The sequence below is a fragment of the Streptomyces sp. NPDC091271 genome (assembly GCF_044757505.1).
GTDB lineage: Bacteria > Actinomycetota > Actinomycetes > Streptomycetales > Streptomycetaceae > Streptomyces.
Genome location: NZ_JBIVVD010000006.1, coordinates 66,799 through 83,147 on the forward strand (window position 1 = coordinate 66,799; position 16,349 = coordinate 83,147).

Here is a 16,349-nt window from a genome sequence, read left to right on the forward strand (position 1 = left end):
CTGGCAACACGCGAAGCGGCCCCAGCCCCGTCGCCCCCGACCCGTCGGCCTTGCCCGTCACACCGCCGGTTCAGTCCTGCGGCGGGGTGCCGTGGGTGTGGAAGGACTCGATGGTCCGCAGGCCCCACGCCTGGCCCTTGGCGCGCTCGGCCTCGGTCCAGGTGATCAGGGGCCAGTCGGGGGCGAGCACGAGGCGGGTGAGCGGGTTGCACAGCTCGATGCGATTGCCGCCGGGCTCGTAGACGTACAGGAAGAACGTCTGCTGGATGGCGTGCTTGTGCGGGCCCGTCTCGATGAACACGCCGCTGTCGATGGCGAGATCGGCCGCGCGCAGGATGTCCTCACGTGTGTCGGTGGCGAACGCGATGTGGTGCAGGCGGCCGGTGGAACCCGTCCAGTCCGAGGTGTAGACGACGTCGTACGACTTGTTGTTGAACGTCAGCCACTTCGCGCCGATCCTGCCGTCGTCGAGCTGGATCTGTTCGGTGGGCCGCGCGCCGAGGATGTGCTGGTGGAAGTCGGCGTTGGCGGCGACGTCGGCCGCGAGGAAGTTGATGTGGTCGAGGCGGCGCACCCCCACACCCCGGTTGGGCTTGGCCTGCGGCTGGTTCTTCAGCGCCGGCCTGAGCTCCGGGGGTGCCTGGTAGTGCTCGCTCTCCCAGTACAGAGCGATCTCGTGGCCGTCGGGGTCGGCCGTGAGGTAGAGCTTGCCGATGCCCGGCTCGTCCTCCGCCCAGCGCCCCGCGTGGCCCGCCGCTTCGAGTTCGGCGACCCTGCGCGCCAGGGCCTCCTCGCTGGAGGTGCGCAGGGCGGTGCGGCGCAGGCCCGGCTTCCCGGCGGCGGTCAGTACGAGGCTGTGGTGCTCGTAGTCGTCGAAGGTGCGCAGGTAGACGGAGTCACCGTCCTGCCCGTTGACCGTCAGGCCGAGGTAGTCGGTGAAGAAGCCGACGCTGCCCTCGAGGTCCGGAGTGAGCAGTTCGGCGTGACCGACATGGGCGATGTCACCGAGAGGGGGAGTCATCTGTGGCTCCTTGCTGGGAGAGTTCGGGGGTCGGGGGAGCTGTCCGCTCGGGCCGCGGGAAGACGGTGCCGTCGAAGATCTTTCGCGCGGTACGCACCACCGCGGTGCGCCTGACGACGGGACTGCCGTCCGCACCCGTTCCGACACCGGCCTCGATGTCGATGAACCCGGTGGGGTGCTCGATGCGCAGCCTGTCGCTGTCCGAGGGGAGCCGGGCGATGCCCTCGGCGACGCTGCCGGAGACGCGCAGCCCCGCCGCGACGCCGGCGGCGCCGAGGACGCCGATGGAGGTGTGGCAGCGGTGCGGGATGAAGGTTCGGGTCGTCACCGCACCGTCCTGGGCGGGCGGGGCCAGCAGACTGAGCTTGGGCACCGTCGTGTCGTGTACGTCGCCGAGGCCCATCAGGGGGCCCGCTTCGAGGCGGATCCGCTCCAGGCGCTCACGCAGGGCGCTGTTCTCCTCGAGCTCCCCCGGCGTCTCGTAACCCGTGATGTCCAGGGCCTGTGCCGGGATGAGGACGGTCGGCATGCCGTTGTCGACGCAGGTCACCGAGGTGCCGGCGATCACTTCGCGGGCCCGGCCGGTGGGCAGAAGCGGGCCGCCGCCCCGGGCGAACTCGATCACCACCGGTGCGGCGGTCCCGGGCACCCCGGAGATCCGGGCCGCCCCCGTGTAGTCGACGCGCCCGCCGGAGGTGGGGAAGGCCGCCGTGGCCAGGCCGCCGGTGTTGACCATCCGGATGCGTACGGACGTCTGCCCCTCCCCGGCGGCGACCAGGCCCCGTTCCAAGGCGAAGGGGCCGACCCCGGCGAGCAGGTTGCCGCAGTTCTGCCGGTCGGACACCTCCGCGGTGTCCACGGCGACCTGGAGGAAGAGATAGTCCACATCGATGTCCGGGTCGTCCGGTACGGAGACGACCGCGACCTTGCTCGTCAGCGGGTGCGCCCCGCCGAGACCGTCGATCTGCCGCGGGTCCGGGCTGCCCATGATCCGCAGCAGCAGGTCGTCGCGGGCGGCCGGGTCCTGCGGCAGGTCTTCCGCCAGGAAGTAGGCCCCCTTGGACGTACCGCCCCGCATCAGGAGGCAGCGGACCTCGGCCGGTCCGCCGGTCACGCCCCGGCCTCCCCCGCGTGGTCCTCGTACGCGGTGTAGCGCACGCCGAGGTCTTCGAGCTTCTCGCGCAGTCCGTAACGGTCCAGCCCGAGTTGGCCCTCCAGGAAGGCCGCGCGCGCCTTGGCCTCCTTGGCCTCTCGCGCCCCGGACGCCTCGGCGGTCTCACGGACGCGCTCACGGGGAACGGCCACCACTCCGTCGTCGTCGGCGACGATGACGTCGCCCGGGCGGATCACCTGGCCCCCGATGACGACCGGGACGTTGACGGAACCACCGGTCGCCTTCACGGTCCCCTGGGCGGACACCGCCTTCGCCCACGCGGCGAAGCCCATGTCCCGCAGCTCCTGGGTGTCGCGGATGCCCGCGTTGATCACCAGCCCGCGCACCCCGCGCCTCTGGAGCGCGGTGGCGAACAGCTCTCCGAACATGCCGTCGGTGGAGGGGGATGTGGTGGTGACGACGAGGACGTCGCCCTCGCCGCACTGCTCCACCGCCGCATGGATCATGAGGTTGTCGCCGGGCCAGCTGAGCACGGTGACCGCGCTGCCCACGATCCGTACGCCCTGTTGCACGGGGCGTAGTTCGGGGCCGAGCAGGCCGGTGCGGCCCATCGCCTCGCTCACGGTGGCGACGCCGTACGGTGCGAGCGCCTCGATGTCCCGCGCGTCCGCCCTCGGCGGTCCGGTGACGACGATGCCGCTCATGCCGGCGGCTCCGTGATCCGCTCCGTCTCGATTGTCATGGCTGAACTCTCCTTGCTGGACAGGGCGTCGGCCCACCAGCGCGGCGCGCCATGCGCGCAGTGCGTCGATCAGACGCCGCGCGTCACCCGCGCAGAGCCTCGATCACGCTCGCCAGGTGGGAGCGGACGGCCGCTTCGGCCGCCTGCGGCTCCCTGGCCCTGATCGCGTCGATCATGGCCAGGTGTTCACTCAGGGACTGCTGCGGGCGTCCGGGCCTCAGGGCGAGCTGGAACCTGTGGCGCACCAGCTGGCCGTTCAGCCGCTCCAGGAGCGACACGGCCGTCCGCTGCCCGGAGAACTCCCTGACCATGGCGTGGAGCTCATGATTCAGGTCGGAGTAGAGCATGGGGTCGCCGTCGGCGACGGCCTTGGTCATGGCCTCGCCGACCGCCGTGAGCCGTTCGAGCTGTCCGGCGTCGGCCGCGACGGCTGCCTTGGCCGCGCAGAGCCCTTCCAGGGCCATACGGCACTCGGTGATGGCGACGGCTTCGTCGACGCTCACCACACGAACCCGCGATCCGCGGTTACGGATCCGCTCGACCAGCCCCTCCGACTCCAGCTCGATCAGCGCCGCTCTGACGCTGGCCCGTGTCACACCGAACTGCTCGGCGAGTTCGTTCTCCACCAGCCGCTGGGCCGGTGCCATCTCGCCGCGCAGAATCGCCTGCCGCAGTTGGGTCAGGGCCAGCTGCCTGGCCTGCTCCCCACTGGTCGGGCCGGCTTGCTTCGGCATCGTTGCCCCCCTGAGTGAGTGCCTGTCGAACCTAAATCTAGGGGAACAGGATTGTCAACGATTCTGTTTGCCATATTGCCGGAGGTGCGGACCGGACCCACGGGAGAACACCCCCGCAACGGCACGTGGGCCCGGTCCCCTCTCGTGACGAGAGGGGACCGGGCCCACGTGAGTCATGCCGGGCGGCACGAGGACGGGGTGCGGGATTCCCGGCGCACCGCCGTCAAGGGTGGATCAGGCGGCAGCAGCTGCCGTGGCGCCCTCGGTGACCTGACGGAGCACCTCGGTCAGCGAGGTGACGACCTCGGCGTCGTCCGCCGGGTGGAGCTCGGCGAAGCGGGTCACGGAGCCGGGGATGGAGAGCTTGGCGTCCGCCAGGACCGCTCCGCCCGCGAGGCCCGCGGCCTTGCGGGCCTCGTCCTGGGCCCACACGCCGCCGAACTGGCCGAAGGCGGTGCCGACCACGGCGACCGGCTTGGCGGTCATGGCGCCGGCGCCGTACGGGCGGGACAGCCAGTCGATGGCGTTCTTCAGGACGGCGGGCATGGTGCCGTTGTACTCGGGCGAGAACAGCAGGAACGCGTCGGACCGGCCGGCCGCCTCGCGCAGCCGGGCCGCGGCAGCCGGAACGCTGCCCTCGACGTCGATGTCCTCGTTGTAGAAGGGGACCTCGACGAGGCCCTCGTACAGCTCGACCTCGGCACCCTCGGGCGCGTGCTTGACGGCCGCCTCGGCGAGCTGGCGGTTGTGGGAGCCGGCGCGGAGGCTGCCGACGAGGGCGAGGATGCGTACAGACATGAGGGAAGCTCCCGGGAGACGGAGACTGCAGAAGTAAGCGGACCATAGTCCGTTTAAAGTTGTACCACCTAAACGGACCGTGGTCCACTTCCGTCCGTCCGGGGCTACCCTGAAGCCATGACCGCCTCCCTCCCCCCGCCGCCCGGGCCGCCCGACACCGGCGAGGCACGGACGAATCTCACGCTCGCCACCGTCGGCGAACCCGAGATGCTGCGGGCGGACGCGGCGCGCAATCGGGCGCTCCTGCTGGACGCCGCCTCACGCCTGCTGGCTCACTGCGGGGCGGCGAACCTCACCATGGAATCGGTCGCGGCAGCCGCCGGAGTCGGCAAGGGCACGGTCTTCCGGCGCTTCAAGGACCGCACCGGCCTGCTCATCGCGCTCCTGGACCACCGCGAGGCCCTGCTGCAGGCCGCCTTCCTCTCCGGGCCACCCCCCATGGGCCCGGACGCCCCCGCGGCCGAGCGGCTGCACGCCTTCGGCCCTGCCCTGATGCGCCACGAACGCGATCACCACGAGTTGATCCTGGCCTCCCGCACCGACCCCCTGCGCACCTACGAGGTCCCCGCGCAGCGGCTGAGGCTCAGCCATGTCACCCTGCTGCTCCGCCAGGCGCACGCGGAGGCTGAGCCCGAACTGCTCGCGCACACGCTGCTCGGGTCGATCGACACGCCCCTCGTCCACCATCTGACATGTGAACGGGGCATCGCCGTCGACCGGTTGGAGCAGGGCTGGCACGACCTCCTCAGCCGTTACGGGGTGGCGCGCTGAGGGCGGCCCCATCGGGCCGCGACCGCACCTGTACCAGGGCGTGCGTGCCGCTCGTACGCCACTCCCGGCCGGACCGGTCCAGGCTCTCCAGGGTCCGCGGATCCAGGCCCACCACGACGTCGGACTTCAGCGTGCGCAGCGCGGCGACGGCACTCGGGAAGTAGGCCGTGAGATCGGCGAACGGCGCGGTCGCCGGCCACAGCCGGTCGCCCACCAGACGCCGGTAGTTGAGGTCGCCCTTCAGGATCGTCAGCGTGGCCGCGCCGAGCTCCGCCCGGAGGTCCTCGGGCATCCGCTCGTACGGGAACGGGGCGCAGAAGAACGGGTGGGTACGCACCTCGAGCCGGCCGGCCCCCATGGCCTCCCAGACCCGGACGCCGATCGCTCCCGCCTCACCGGGGGCGCTGTTCAGCCGGCGCAGGCAGTCGACCACGTCGGCCGTCATGGCGTCGGAGACGTAATACGGGCCGGGCTTCACATGGAGCACCACCCGGTCGGCGTGGCCGTGTTCGAGAAGGTGGTCGATGAGGACGAGGTCGGGGATCAGCTCGCGCCCGGTGTTGTCCGCGATGACAGCGACGGTCGCCGGGGACCCGACGGGCAGAAGCGACCACAGCGCCGCGCTGTCGTCGGCCACCAGACCGGGGTCGGCCTCGCCGGGGTCGGCCTCGCCGGCCGGGCCGCGGAAGCCGAGATCAGCACGGTTCCCCCACAGCGAGGCCTGGAGCAGGGCTGCCGCCCGATCGGCGGCGGGGGCGCCGGCGAGGTCGTCCAGCGAGCGGAGTTCCTCCTCGACCGTGGGACCGCGCAGTTCCGCGCGCTTGAAGGACGCGAAGGGGTCTACGCCCTGCCACGGACCCTCGTCGAAGTAGCCGACGGCTCCCAGGAGCCTGCGGTAGAAGTAACTCTCGGACCAGAGGAACGGCGCGTCGAACCACGGACGTCCGAAGTGCTCCCGCCCCCACCCCAGCCAGAGCTCACGGTCCGGGCTGCCGGGGCCGAGCGGTTCGACGACCCCGTGGACGATCTCGTGGAGCAGGGTGTCCAGGTCGCGGTGGATCCGGGGGCCGTACGGGAAGGCTTCGCGCACCTGCTCGATCAGGGCCGGATGACGCTCGGCCATGACGCCCCGGGCGAAACTGCCCGGCTCCCGGCACGTGATCACAGGAGGGAGGCCGAGGTCTCCCACGGCCCGGGAAGTCGCTCGCGTATCGCCCATGTGCCCAGTCTGCCTGCTGGGGGAAGCCGCTCCTCCCACGACGGGTGCGCGTGCCCACCGTCCGCCGCGACGGCCGGCGGTGAACGCCCGTGGCGGAACCGGCACATGACGTGCCCGGGGCCTGGTTACGATATGGAACGGCTCAGATGACTTACCCCAGGAAAGGGAACCCGTACCCATGCCGGCCGAGACATTCGAGTTTCAGGTAGAAGCTCGCCAGCTCCTGCAGATGATGATCCATTCGATCTACTCGAACAAGGATGTATTCCTGCGTGAGCTCATTTCCAATTGTTCGGACGCGCTGGACAAGCTGCGGCTGGAGACTCTCCGCGACGACACGCTCCAGGCGGACACGTCCGATCTGCATATCGCCGTCGAGGCCGACCAGGAGACGCGCACGCTGACCGTGCGCGACAACGGCATCGGAATGTCGCACGACGAGGTCGTGCAGCTGATCGGGACGATCGCGAATTCCGGTACGGCGAAATTCCTCCAGGAACTGAAGGAAGCCAAGGACGCCACCGCCTCCGAGGAGCTCATCGGGCAGTTCGGTGTCGGGTTCTACTCGAGCTTCATGGTCGCCGACGAGGTCACCCTGGTGACCCGGCGCGCGGGCGAGGACACGGGCACGCGCTGGCAGTCCAGTGGCGAGGGCACCTACACCGTCGAGTCCGTCGACGACGCACCGCAGGGCACCTCGGTCACACTGCGGCTCAAGCCCGAGGACGCCGAGGACAAGCTCTTCGACTACACCTCGCCCTGGAAGCTCAGGGAAATCGTCAAGCGCTACTCGGACTTCATCACCTGGCCCATCCGCATGGCAGCGGTGGCGGGCGAGGAGGGAGCGGAGCCCGAGGCCGAGACGGTCAACTCGATGAAGGCTCTGTGGGCCCGGTCGAAGGATTCCGTGACCGATGAGGAGTACAGCGAGCTGTACAAGCACATCAGTCACGACTGGACCGACCCGCTCGAAACCATCCGCATGCAGGCGGAGGGAACCTTCGAATACCAGGCCCTGCTCTTCCTCCCGTCCCACGCGCCGCAGGACCTGTTCATGCAGGACCACAAGCGTGGAGTTCAGCTCTATGTGAAGCGCGTATTCATCATGGATGACTGCGAAGCGCTCATGCCGACGTATCTCCGCTTCGTGAAGGGCGTGGTCGACGCACAGGACCTTTCGCTCAATGTGTCGCGCGAGATCCTTCAGCAGGACCGCCAGATCGAGATGATGCGGCGCCGTCTGGTCAAGAAGGTGCTCTCGACGGTGAAGGACATGAGGTCCAACACCCCGGAGAAGTACGAGACGTTCTGGAAGGAGTTCGGCCGGGTCCTCAAGGAGGGGCTGTTCCAGGACTTCGAGAACCGCGACGCGATCCTGGAGATCTCCTCGTTCGCCTCGACCCAGGACGAGGAGGGACTGACCACCCTGCGCTCGTACGTGGAGCGGATGAAGGAGGGCCAGGAGCAGATCTACTACATGACGGGCGAATCCCGCGCGGCCATGGAGAGCTCGCCGCACATGGAGGCCTTCCGCGCCAAGGGCTTCGAGGTCCTGCTGCTGACCGAGCCTGTCGACGAGGTCTGGGTCCAGTCGGTCCCCGAGTTCGACGGCAAGCCGCTCCAGTCCATCTCCAAGGGCGAGGTCGACCTCGACACCGACGAGGAGAAGAAGGAGGTCGAGGCCGAGCGTGAGAAGCAGCAGCAGGACTACGCCGGCCTGCTGACCTGGATGACCGAGCAGCTCGGTGACACCGTGAAGGAGGTACGTCTCTCCTCGCGGCTCACCGTGTCGCCGGCCTGCATCGTCTCGGACACGCACGACGTCACCCCGGCGCTGGAGAACATGTACCGCGCCATGGGCCAGGAGGTGCCGCAGATCAAGCGCATCCTCGAACTCAACCCCTCGCACGCGCTGATCAGCGGGCTGAACAAGGCGTACGCCGAGCAGAGCGGCGAGGAGGGCACCCACACCGAACTGGCCGAGACGGCCGAGCTGGTCCACGGGCTCGCGCTTCTCTCGGACGGTGGCGAGCTGAGTGACCCCTCACGCTTCAGCAGGCTGATGGCGGACCGCCTGGAGCGCACGCTCTAGTCCCCGGACCGTCCCCCGCCCCACTGCGGCCGCCAGGATTCCTGGCGGCCGCAGTCGTGTGCGGTGCGGGACGCGTGTGCAGTACGGGGCGCGTGTGCGGTGCGGGACGCGTGTGCAGTACGGGACGCGTGTGCGGTACGGGGCGCGTGTGCGGTACGGGGCGCGTGTGCGGTACGGGGCGGTTGTGAAGACGGCGCGACGGCGGGAAGCGGCTGCCGTTCGAACAGGTGCCGCCCCCCTGAAGGTGACTCTCAGGAGTCGCCCCGGGTGTCGGAGAGATCCACAACTTCACCCGTTCGAGGGCCTGTTGAAGGTTTATCTACGCGCGGAGCATCGACGACCGAACGATCCTTCGGGCATATCAGACGACTTTTCCCGAGGCCATTACCGCCGAGTACCGGGAGCTGCTACAAACGTGCACGCCCCACGAACTCCCCACTCGTCCCCCACATTTCGAAGGGCTGGCAGCCATGTCAGTACGAACCTTCCGGGCGTCCCTCACCACCCTCGCGATCACGGCCGTGGCCGCACTCGGCCTCGCACAACCGGCGTCCGCCGCAGGCGACAACTACGTCGCCCTCGGTGACTCCTACTCCTCCGGCGTCGGCGCCGGGAGCTACACCTCCGAGAGCGGTGACTGCAAGCGCAGCACCAACGCGTACCCCTACCTCTGGAAGAACGCGAACGCCCCGTCGTCGTTCACGTTCGTCGCCTGCTCGGGTGCGACGACGGCCTCCGTGTCCAGCGGCCAGCTGGGCGCGCTGAGCTCGTCGACCACGCTCGTCAGCGTCACCGCCGGCGGCAACGACGTCGGGTTCGCGGACGTCATGCAGACCTGCGTCCTGCAGAGCGAGGCCGCCTGTGTGGCCCGGGTGAACACCGCGGTCTCCGAGATGGAGAACGCACTGCCCGGCAGGCTCGACTCCCTCTACGCGGGCATCCGTTCACGGGCGTCGCAGGCCCATGTGGTGGTCCTGGGCTACCCGCGCTTCTACAAGCTGTCGGGCACCTGCATCGCCGGCCTCACGGAGACCGAGCGCGGGGCCATCAACAACGCGTCGGACGTACTGAACGGGGTGCTCGCCAAGCGGGCGGCCGACGCGGGCTTCACGTATTCGAGTGTGGTGGACGAATTCACCGGGCACGAACTCTGCTCGGGTGACGCGTGGATCCACAGCGTGTCCGTCCCGATCACCAACTCCTACCACCCCAAGGCCATCGGGCAGTCGAACGGCTACCTTCCGGCCTTCGACTCCGTGGCGTAGCGCGCATGGAGAGGGCCCGCCCGGCACACGCCGGGCGGGTCCGCCGCCGGAGGTCGCGCCGCACGGCGGGCGGGCCCCCGGCTCGGTGCGCTCCGTGGTCAGTACCGCTCGACCAGGTGCTCCCGGCCGGCCGGGGGCTCGTAGGGCTCGGGCCAGAAGTCCGTCACCCCGGAGATCATGCCGTCCGCGTCGAACGTGAAGAAGTGGATGGCGTGCGTCTCTTCCGGTCCGACGGTGACGAGCGTCCGGACAGCGGCCTGCCGGCCCTCCCCGTCGGCCACCACCCGCTCGATCCGGACGCGCCAGTCCCCCGGATACACCTGGTTGAACCGGACGTAGCGCTCCCTGCCGAGGATGCGCTCACGGCTCTGCGGCAGTTCGTACACCACGTCGCCGGAGAGGGTGGCGGCGAACGCGTCCCAGTCGCGGGCGTCCGCCGCGGCCCGGTACGTCTCCACGGCGGCTCGCACCTCGGCCGTGCCCCACGCCGCGCCCGGACTGTCAGCCATATCGGTCATGTCCAAGAGTGTGGACCCCGCCACTGACAATCGGCCTCGACGCGGCCTCGGTCAGCCGCTGACCGGCCGGGACGCCTTGACCGAGTACATCATCGGGATGCGCGGACGGTCGGCCGGGAAGCGGTAGTAGCCGTCGGCATGCCGCACCAGCGCCGGGTAGCGGGCGAAGAGCGAGGCATCGTGTTCGTGCAGGAACTCGATCCGCAGCCCGGCCGCAGCCAGCGCCGAGACGACCTCGCCCACGGGGTGCTGCCACTCGACGCTGCGGTTGTGGACGGTGGCGGCATCGAAGTCGGCGTACGTGCCCGGCGTCTCCTCCACCCAGGGATCGCGGCTGAAGTAGTCGTACGCGATCGTCGAGCCGGTGTCGTCGTCCAGACAGTCGGTCAGCGGATGGAACTCCGCCAGGTAGAGGAACCCGCCGGGCGCGACCAGCGAGGCCACGACCTCCGCCCAACGGCGCACGTCAGGCAGCCAGTTCAGGGCGCCGATCCCGGTGTAGACGATGTCGTACGCGGAGTCCGGGACGGCCTGCGCGGCGTCGTACACGTCGGACGCGACGAACGTCGCCCGCTCCGGCGTCAGACCCAGCGAACGTGCCAGGTCACGGGCGGTCTCGACGGCGGGTTCGGAGAAGTCGAGGCCCACGACCTGGGCGGCGCCGTGGCGCGCCCACGAGAGGGTGTCGAGGCCGATGTGGCACTGCAGGTGCAGGAGGGTCCGGCCGGTCACGTCACCGACCTCGGCGAGCTCGAAGCCGCGCAGAGCCTCCTTGCCTGCCCGGAACGCGTCCAGGTCGTAGTAGTCACTGGCCGCGTGGATGGCCACGCGCTCGTCCCAGCGCGCTCGGTTGGCCTCGTGCCAGTCGTCCGGCGTCGGTGCGTACATGCCGTGAAAGTTACCCACAGGCTGGGGGTGCCTGCGAGCGGTTATCCACAGGCCGCCCGGCGTCGTGGTCACATCGGGTTGGATGGGGTCATGAGCGACACACAGAACGACGCGTCAGTACCGGAGCGGGAGCAGGAGCCGCCGCAGTGGGAGCAGCGGTTCCGCGCTGCGCGGGTGTCCCTGCCCGACTGGGCCGAGGACGCCCCCGACCGCGCGCTCTTCGTCTCGAACGCCACCGGCACGTACGAGCTGTACGCGTGGGACCGGGCGACCGGGAGGCAGCGCCAGGTCACGGACCGGCCCAACGGGACGACCGACGGTGTGCTGACGCCGGACGGCAGGGCCGTCTGGTGGTTCGCCGACACCGACGGCGACGAGTTCGGCGTGTGGATGCGGCAGCCCTTCGACGGCGGTGCGGACGAGGTGGCCACGCCCGGCCTCGAACCCTCCTACCCGGCCGGGCTCGCGATCGGCCGCGACGGCACGGCGGTGGTCGGCCGTTCGACCGACGAGGACGGGACGACCGTTCATCTGGTGCGCGCCGGGGCGGAGCCGGTCGAGATCTACCGGCACCGGGAGTCCGCGGGGGTCGGTGACCTCTCCCACGACGGGACGCTGATCGCCCTGGAACACACGGAGCACGGCGACGCGATGCACTCGGCGCTGCGGGTGGTGCGCCCCGACGGTTCGACGGTCGCGGAGCTGGACGACACCGAGGGCGGCACGAAGGAGCTCGGCCTGTCGGTGCTGGGCTTCGCCCCGGTGGCGGGTGACACCCGGCTGCTGGTCGGGCACCAGCGGCGTGGGCGGTGGGAGCCGATGATCTGGGACCCGGTCGCGGGCACGCAGACGGACCTGCCGGTCGACCTGCCCGGTGACGCGGGGGCCGAGTGGTATCCGGACGGATCCGCGCTGCTGATCGAGCACAGCTTCGAGGCGCGCAGCGAGCTGTGGCGATTCGAGCCGGGCGCCGCGGGGCCGGTTCGGGTCGAGACACCGTCCGGGACGGTGTCGGGCGCCACGGCCCGTCCGGACGGCACGGTGGAGTATCTGTGGTCGTCGGCCGCGCAGCCGCCCGCGGTGCGGTCCACGACGGGCGCCGTCGTCCTCGACCCGCCGGGTGCGAAGGCTCCGGCCTCGGTGCCGGTGCGGGACGCCTGGGTGGACGGCCCCGGAGGCCGCATCCACGCCCTGGTGCAGACCCCGGCCGGCGACGGCCCGTTCCCCACGGTCTTCGAGATACACGGCGGGCCCACCTGGCACGACAGCGACTCCTTCGCGTCGGGTCCCGCCGCGTGGGTGGACCACGGCTTCGCGGTGGTGCGGGTCAACTACCGCGGGTCGACGGGGTACGGCCGTGCGTGGACGGACGCGCTCAAGCACCGCGTCGGGCTGATCGAACTGGAGGATGTCGAGGCCGTCAGGGACTGGGCTGTGAAGTCGGGGCTCGCGGACCCGGAGCGGCTGGTGCTGGCCGGTGGCTCGTGGGGCGGCTATCTGACGCTGCTCGGGCTGGGGACGCAGCCGGACGCCTGGGCCCTCGGGCTTGCCGCTGTCCCGGTCGCCGACTACGTCACCGCCTATCACGACGAGATGGAAGCGCTGAAGGCGATGGACCGCACCTTGCTGGGCGGCACCCCGGAGGAGGTGCCCGAGCGCTTCGAGGCCTCGTCCCCGCTGACCTATGTGGACGCCGTGCGCGCCCCGGTCTACATCTCGGCCGGCGTCAACGACCCGCGCTGCCCGATCCGCCAGGTGGAGAACTACGTGGACCGCCTCGCGGCCCGCGGCGCGGTCCACGAGGTGTACCGCTACGACGCGGGGCACGGCTCGCTCGTCGTGGAGGAGCGGATCAAGCAGGTGCGGCTGGAGCTGGACTTCGCCCTCCGCCACCTCGGGCCGGGACAGGAGGGAAAGAAGCCGACCGCATAAGGTCCGGATAAATGGTGCACCCCGCTCCGGAGGACCGGAGCGGGGAACCGTACCTTGGAGGGGTGTACCGGTTCCTGCTGACCCCGCGGTGGTGGGGGATCAACCTCTTCGTCGTGCTGGCCATCCCGTTCTGCGTCTTCATGGGCACATGGCAGCTCGGCCGTTTCGAGGACCGTGTGCAGTCGCACGAGGAGGCCGAGGAGCGCCCCGATCCGGGAACCCGCTCCCCGGCACCGCTCGACGAACTGCTCCCCGTCAGCACCGACACGTCCGGCCGCCCCGCTGTGGCGAAGGGGACGTACGCCGATCAGTTCCTGGTCCCCGGCCGCAAGCTGGACGACCGTGACGGCTTCTACGTGCTGGATCTGCTGCGCACCGACAGCGGCAAGGCCCTGCCCGTCGTGCGGGGCTGGCTGGCGGGCAGCCCCGGCAGTACGGAGGTGCCCGAGGCCCCGGCCGGCGAGGTCACGGTGACCGGCGATCTGCAGGCCTCCGAGAACAGCGGCACCACCGGTGTCGACCTCAGCGGCGGGCTCCCCGAGGGCCAGCTCGGCATGATCAGCGCGGCGTCCCTCGTGAACCTCGTGCCGTACGACGTCTACGACGCGTGGGTGACCCTGCCCGGACCGGCGGCGGGTGACGCGGGTGACGGCGGCATGGAGCCCGTCCCAGCGGCGGCGGCGCAGGGCAGCGGGCTCGATCTGAAGGCCTTCCAGAACCTCGGCTACACCGGCGAGTGGTTCGTCTTCGGCGGCTTCGTGCTCTTCATGTGGTTCCGGCTGATGCGCCGCGAGGCGGAGGCCGCGCGCGACATCCAGCTGGGACTCGCGGCCGACGCCGACTGACGGGGTCCGGCGACAGGCGGGAACGACAGGACCGCAGCGGCGGCTTCGGCGACAGCAGCGGGAGGGGCCGCCGGAACCCGAGAGTTCCTGGCGGGTCCGAACACGAAGTCCGTCAGTTCTACGTCTAGGACGCGTCCAGTACGCCCGTGCGGTAGATCGTGCCGGCGCACGCGTTGGCGATCGTGGTCTCCGCCGTCGGCGCACCCGCCTCCGGGGTGTGGGTGACCGCGATGCTGCCGTCCGCCGGCCCCTCGTCCGCGCTGCCGAACTGCGCCGCCGCGTCCGTCGTACCGGCGTCACTCCCTGTCGTACCCTCGCCGCCGCCTCCCCCGCCGTCCGTGGGCGTCGGGCTGGGCGAACCGCCGGTGGTCGGGCAGGTGTCCGACGGCACCCACGCGAAGCGCACCTCGTAGGTCATCGCCGGCTTCAGGAGTACGGCCCCCGGCTCCAGCGAGGGATCGGGCAGACCGGCCGCCGGGTCGCCCGCGGTGTGCTGCACCACGGTGATCTTCAGCGGGTCGGCGGCGCCCACCGCCTGGAAGCCGACGGTGCCGTTGGTGGTCACCGAGCAGGAGTCGCCGGAGACGTTCGCGATCTTGAAGGTTCCGTACACCGTGCCGTCGGCGCGGGCCGCGCCCGCGTCGGCGGAAGCCACACCGAGCTGGTCGGGGGAGCAGGCCGTGGCCGCGGCCGCACCGGCACCCGGGGGGTCGTCCAGGCCCTCGGCCCCGCTGCTCTCGGCACCCGGGTCCGATCCCCGCGACGGAGCCGCGGAGTTACCCGTCTCGCCCTCGGCGCCCTCGCTCCGGCGGTTCTCGGGGCCCGCCGTCCTCCCGCCGTCGGCCTCGGCGTCCGTGTCCTCGCCGCTGCCTCCCTGCGCCTGCTCGCCGTGGCCGGCGATGGCCGGGCTGGCGGTGGCCGAGCCGTCCGAATTCGCCACGTGGACGAACGCGGGAACCGCCGTACCGATGAGCAGCGCCGCTGCCGCCGCGCCCACCACGCCCTGCCGCCGCCTGGCACGCCGGGCGGGCACCGCGCGGTGCAGATGGTCGAGGGTGCCGTCGGAGGGCTCCAGGCCCTGGACGGCGCCCCGCAACATGCGGCGCAGCGCGACCTCGTCCATGCCCTCACCGTCGAAACCGCCGGCCACACCGCCGGAACCGCCACCGGAGGCACCGCCGCCCTGGCCGCCCCCGCCGCCGAAGAGTTCGGTCAGCGTGCCGCCGTCGCCGGCCGTGGCAGCACGGCCACCCACGTCACGGCCGTCAGAGCCGTCACCGTCCGAGCCGCCGTGACCATCCGGGCGATGGCCGTCCGGGCGATGGCCGTCCGGGCCGAGGCCGTCCGAGTCCGCTGCCGGGGCGGCGGTCCCTGAGGCGGCTTCCGCGCCGTCGACCGCGTCCTGCTTCCGTTCACCGTCCTGCTCCGGATCGGTGTTCGGGATGTTTTCCGGCCCGTGGTTCACAATTCCGTTTCCAGTCCGGTCATCGTCGTGCCTGTGCTCGGGCCTGCTCATGCCTGCGCCTCCATCACCACGCGCAGTGCCGCAATGCCCCGGGAACCGTACGCCTTCACCGAACCGAGCGATATACCCAGCGTCTCGGCGACCTGGGCCTCCGTCATGTCCGAGAAGTAGCGCAGCACCAGCACCTCACGCTGGCGCCGCTGCAGTCCCTTCATCGCCTTGATCAGCGCGTCCCGCTCCAGCTGGTCGTACGCGCCCTCCTCCGCGCTCGCCATGTCGGGCATCGGCTTGGAGAGGAGCTTCAGCCCGAGGATGCGCCGACGCAGCGCGGAGCGCGACAGGTTGACCACGGTCTGGCGCAGGTACGCCAGCGTCTTCTCCGGATCGCGCACCCGGTTCCGCGCCGAGTGCACCCGGATGAAGGCCTCCTGCACGACGTCCTCGCAGGACGCGGTGTCGTCCAGCAGGAGCGCCGCGAGCCCCAGCAACGAGCGGTAGTGCGCGCGATAGGTCTCGGTGAGATGGTCGACCGTCGTTCCTGCCGCCACCGTCTCCTCAGCGCCCTCGCGCTGCGAAGGCAGCCGGGTGGAGCGCGCAGCGGGCATGGGCGCGATCACCGGCATGCCGCCGGCCGCGCGGGGCCTCCGGAGCGGACGCACCGAAGCGCCTCGCAACGGGCCCACCACTGTGATGTCGAGAACCTCTGCCACGCCAGTTGGACACGCTTCCCCCCGTCAGGGTTGTACGCGTACGGCACCGCGTTCGATGCTGTGCGACATGCCCTCATTCGTACCTGCTCTTCCCCAAATGCCCCGAAAACGCATCCAGCCACGCAAGAAGTGACGACAGAGACGCGTAGCGCCCGCCCAGCGGTTGCGGAGGGCGAGGAGATCATCGTCGGATATGACAACGCCCCAGCTCAAGAGGTTCAGACCAGCAAGTTAC

Annotated in this window: 15 protein-coding genes; 5 read left to right on the forward strand and 10 right to left on the reverse strand. The window is 70.6% G+C overall.

The genetic code is table 11. From position 1 onward, the window contains the following. Positions 1-70 precede the first annotated feature (70 nt). The 5 genes from ACIQM3_RS24395 to ACIQM3_RS24415 form a co-directional block, all read right to left on the reverse strand. Positions 71-1,021: a catechol 2,3-dioxygenase gene (locus ACIQM3_RS24395; RefSeq protein ID WP_401627545.1), complete on the reverse strand. Its 951-nt coding sequence runs from the start codon at positions 1,019-1,021 to the stop codon at positions 71-73. After that, entirely contained in the window at positions 1,002-2,135 is a 1,134-nt protein-coding gene (locus tag ACIQM3_RS24400; RefSeq protein WP_401627547.1) for a 4-oxalomesaconate tautomerase, read from the reverse strand. Before ACIQM3_RS24400 ends, ACIQM3_RS24395 begins: the two co-directional genes overlap by 20 nt. Further along, a complete protein-coding gene (locus ACIQM3_RS24405) occupies positions 2,132-2,839 on the reverse strand; it encodes a 4-carboxy-4-hydroxy-2-oxoadipate aldolase/oxaloacetate decarboxylase (RefSeq protein ID WP_401627548.1) in 708 nt (235 codons plus the stop codon). The genes ACIQM3_RS24400 and ACIQM3_RS24405 overlap by 4 nt, the downstream gene beginning before the upstream one ends. Before the next feature lie 121 nt (positions 2,840-2,960). Continuing rightward, on the reverse strand, positions 2,961-3,611 hold the full coding sequence (locus ACIQM3_RS24410; protein ID WP_401627549.1) for a GntR family transcriptional regulator: 651 nt from the start codon (positions 3,609-3,611) through the stop codon (positions 2,961-2,963). A gap of 234 nt (positions 3,612-3,845) precedes the next feature. After that, positions 3,846-4,409: an NAD(P)H-dependent oxidoreductase gene (locus ACIQM3_RS24415; RefSeq protein ID WP_401627551.1), complete on the reverse strand. Its 564-nt coding sequence runs from the start codon at positions 4,407-4,409 to the stop codon at positions 3,846-3,848. Positions 4,410-4,526: 117 nt separating this feature from the next. Between ACIQM3_RS24415 and ACIQM3_RS24420 the strand changes: the two genes are divergently transcribed. Further along, positions 4,527-5,180: a TetR/AcrR family transcriptional regulator gene (locus tag ACIQM3_RS24420; protein ID WP_401627553.1), complete on the forward strand. Its 654-nt coding sequence runs from the start codon at positions 4,527-4,529 to the stop codon at positions 5,178-5,180. Here ACIQM3_RS24420 and ACIQM3_RS24425 read toward each other — a convergent pair. Continuing rightward, positions 5,155-6,399, reverse strand: a complete 1,245-nt coding sequence (locus ACIQM3_RS24425) for a damage-control phosphatase ARMT1 family protein (protein ID WP_401627555.1) — start codon at positions 6,397-6,399, stop codon at positions 5,155-5,157. The two genes, ACIQM3_RS24420 and ACIQM3_RS24425, sit on opposite strands and share 26 nt — an antisense overlap. A 178-nt stretch (positions 6,400-6,577) precedes the next feature. Between ACIQM3_RS24425 and htpG the strand changes: the two genes are divergently transcribed. Both htpG and ACIQM3_RS24435 read left to right on the forward strand, forming a co-directional pair. Then, positions 6,578-8,491: a molecular chaperone HtpG gene (htpG, locus tag ACIQM3_RS24430; protein WP_401627557.1), complete on the forward strand. Its 1,914-nt coding sequence runs from the start codon at positions 6,578-6,580 to the stop codon at positions 8,489-8,491. A 470-nt stretch (positions 8,492-8,961) separates the two neighbouring features. Continuing rightward, positions 8,962-9,756 (forward strand): SGNH/GDSL hydrolase family protein, encoded by a 795-nt coding sequence (locus ACIQM3_RS24435; RefSeq protein WP_401627558.1) that lies wholly within the window; start codon positions 8,962-8,964, stop codon positions 9,754-9,756. Between the two features lie 98 nt (positions 9,757-9,854). On the opposite strand, the gene ACIQM3_RS24440 is transcribed toward ACIQM3_RS24435, so the two are convergent. Next, the gene (locus tag ACIQM3_RS24440; RefSeq protein ID WP_401627560.1) at positions 9,855-10,274 is read right to left on the reverse strand and encodes a nuclear transport factor 2 family protein; all 420 of its coding nucleotides are present in this window, start codon (positions 10,272-10,274) and stop codon (positions 9,855-9,857) included. A 51-nt stretch (positions 10,275-10,325) separates the two neighbouring features. Further along, positions 10,326-11,162 carry a class I SAM-dependent methyltransferase gene (locus ACIQM3_RS24445; protein WP_401627562.1) on the reverse strand — a complete coding sequence of 279 codons (837 nt, stop codon included), beginning with the start codon at positions 11,160-11,162 and terminating at the stop codon, positions 10,326-10,328. Between the two features lie 90 nt (positions 11,163-11,252). Between ACIQM3_RS24445 and ACIQM3_RS24450 the strand changes: the two genes are divergently transcribed. Together ACIQM3_RS24450 and ACIQM3_RS24455 are read left to right on the forward strand one after the other, a co-directional pair. Continuing rightward, a complete protein-coding gene (locus ACIQM3_RS24450; protein ID WP_401627564.1) occupies positions 11,253-13,094 on the forward strand; it encodes a S9 family peptidase in 1,842 nt (613 codons plus the stop codon). Positions 13,095-13,156: 62 nt separating this feature from the next. Next, a complete protein-coding gene (locus ACIQM3_RS24455) occupies positions 13,157-13,939 on the forward strand; it encodes an SURF1 family protein (RefSeq protein ID WP_401627566.1) in 783 nt (260 codons plus the stop codon). A 124-nt stretch (positions 13,940-14,063) separates the two neighbouring features. On the opposite strand, the gene ACIQM3_RS24460 is transcribed toward ACIQM3_RS24455, so the two are convergent. Then, a complete protein-coding gene (locus tag ACIQM3_RS24460; protein ID WP_401627568.1) occupies positions 14,064-15,455 on the reverse strand; it encodes a hypothetical protein in 1,392 nt (463 codons plus the stop codon). After that, positions 15,452-16,027 (reverse strand): SigE family RNA polymerase sigma factor, encoded by a 576-nt coding sequence (locus ACIQM3_RS24465; RefSeq protein ID WP_099173480.1) that lies wholly within the window; start codon positions 16,025-16,027, stop codon positions 15,452-15,454. Before ACIQM3_RS24465 ends, ACIQM3_RS24460 begins: the two co-directional genes overlap by 4 nt. Positions 16,028-16,349 lie beyond the last annotated feature (322 nt).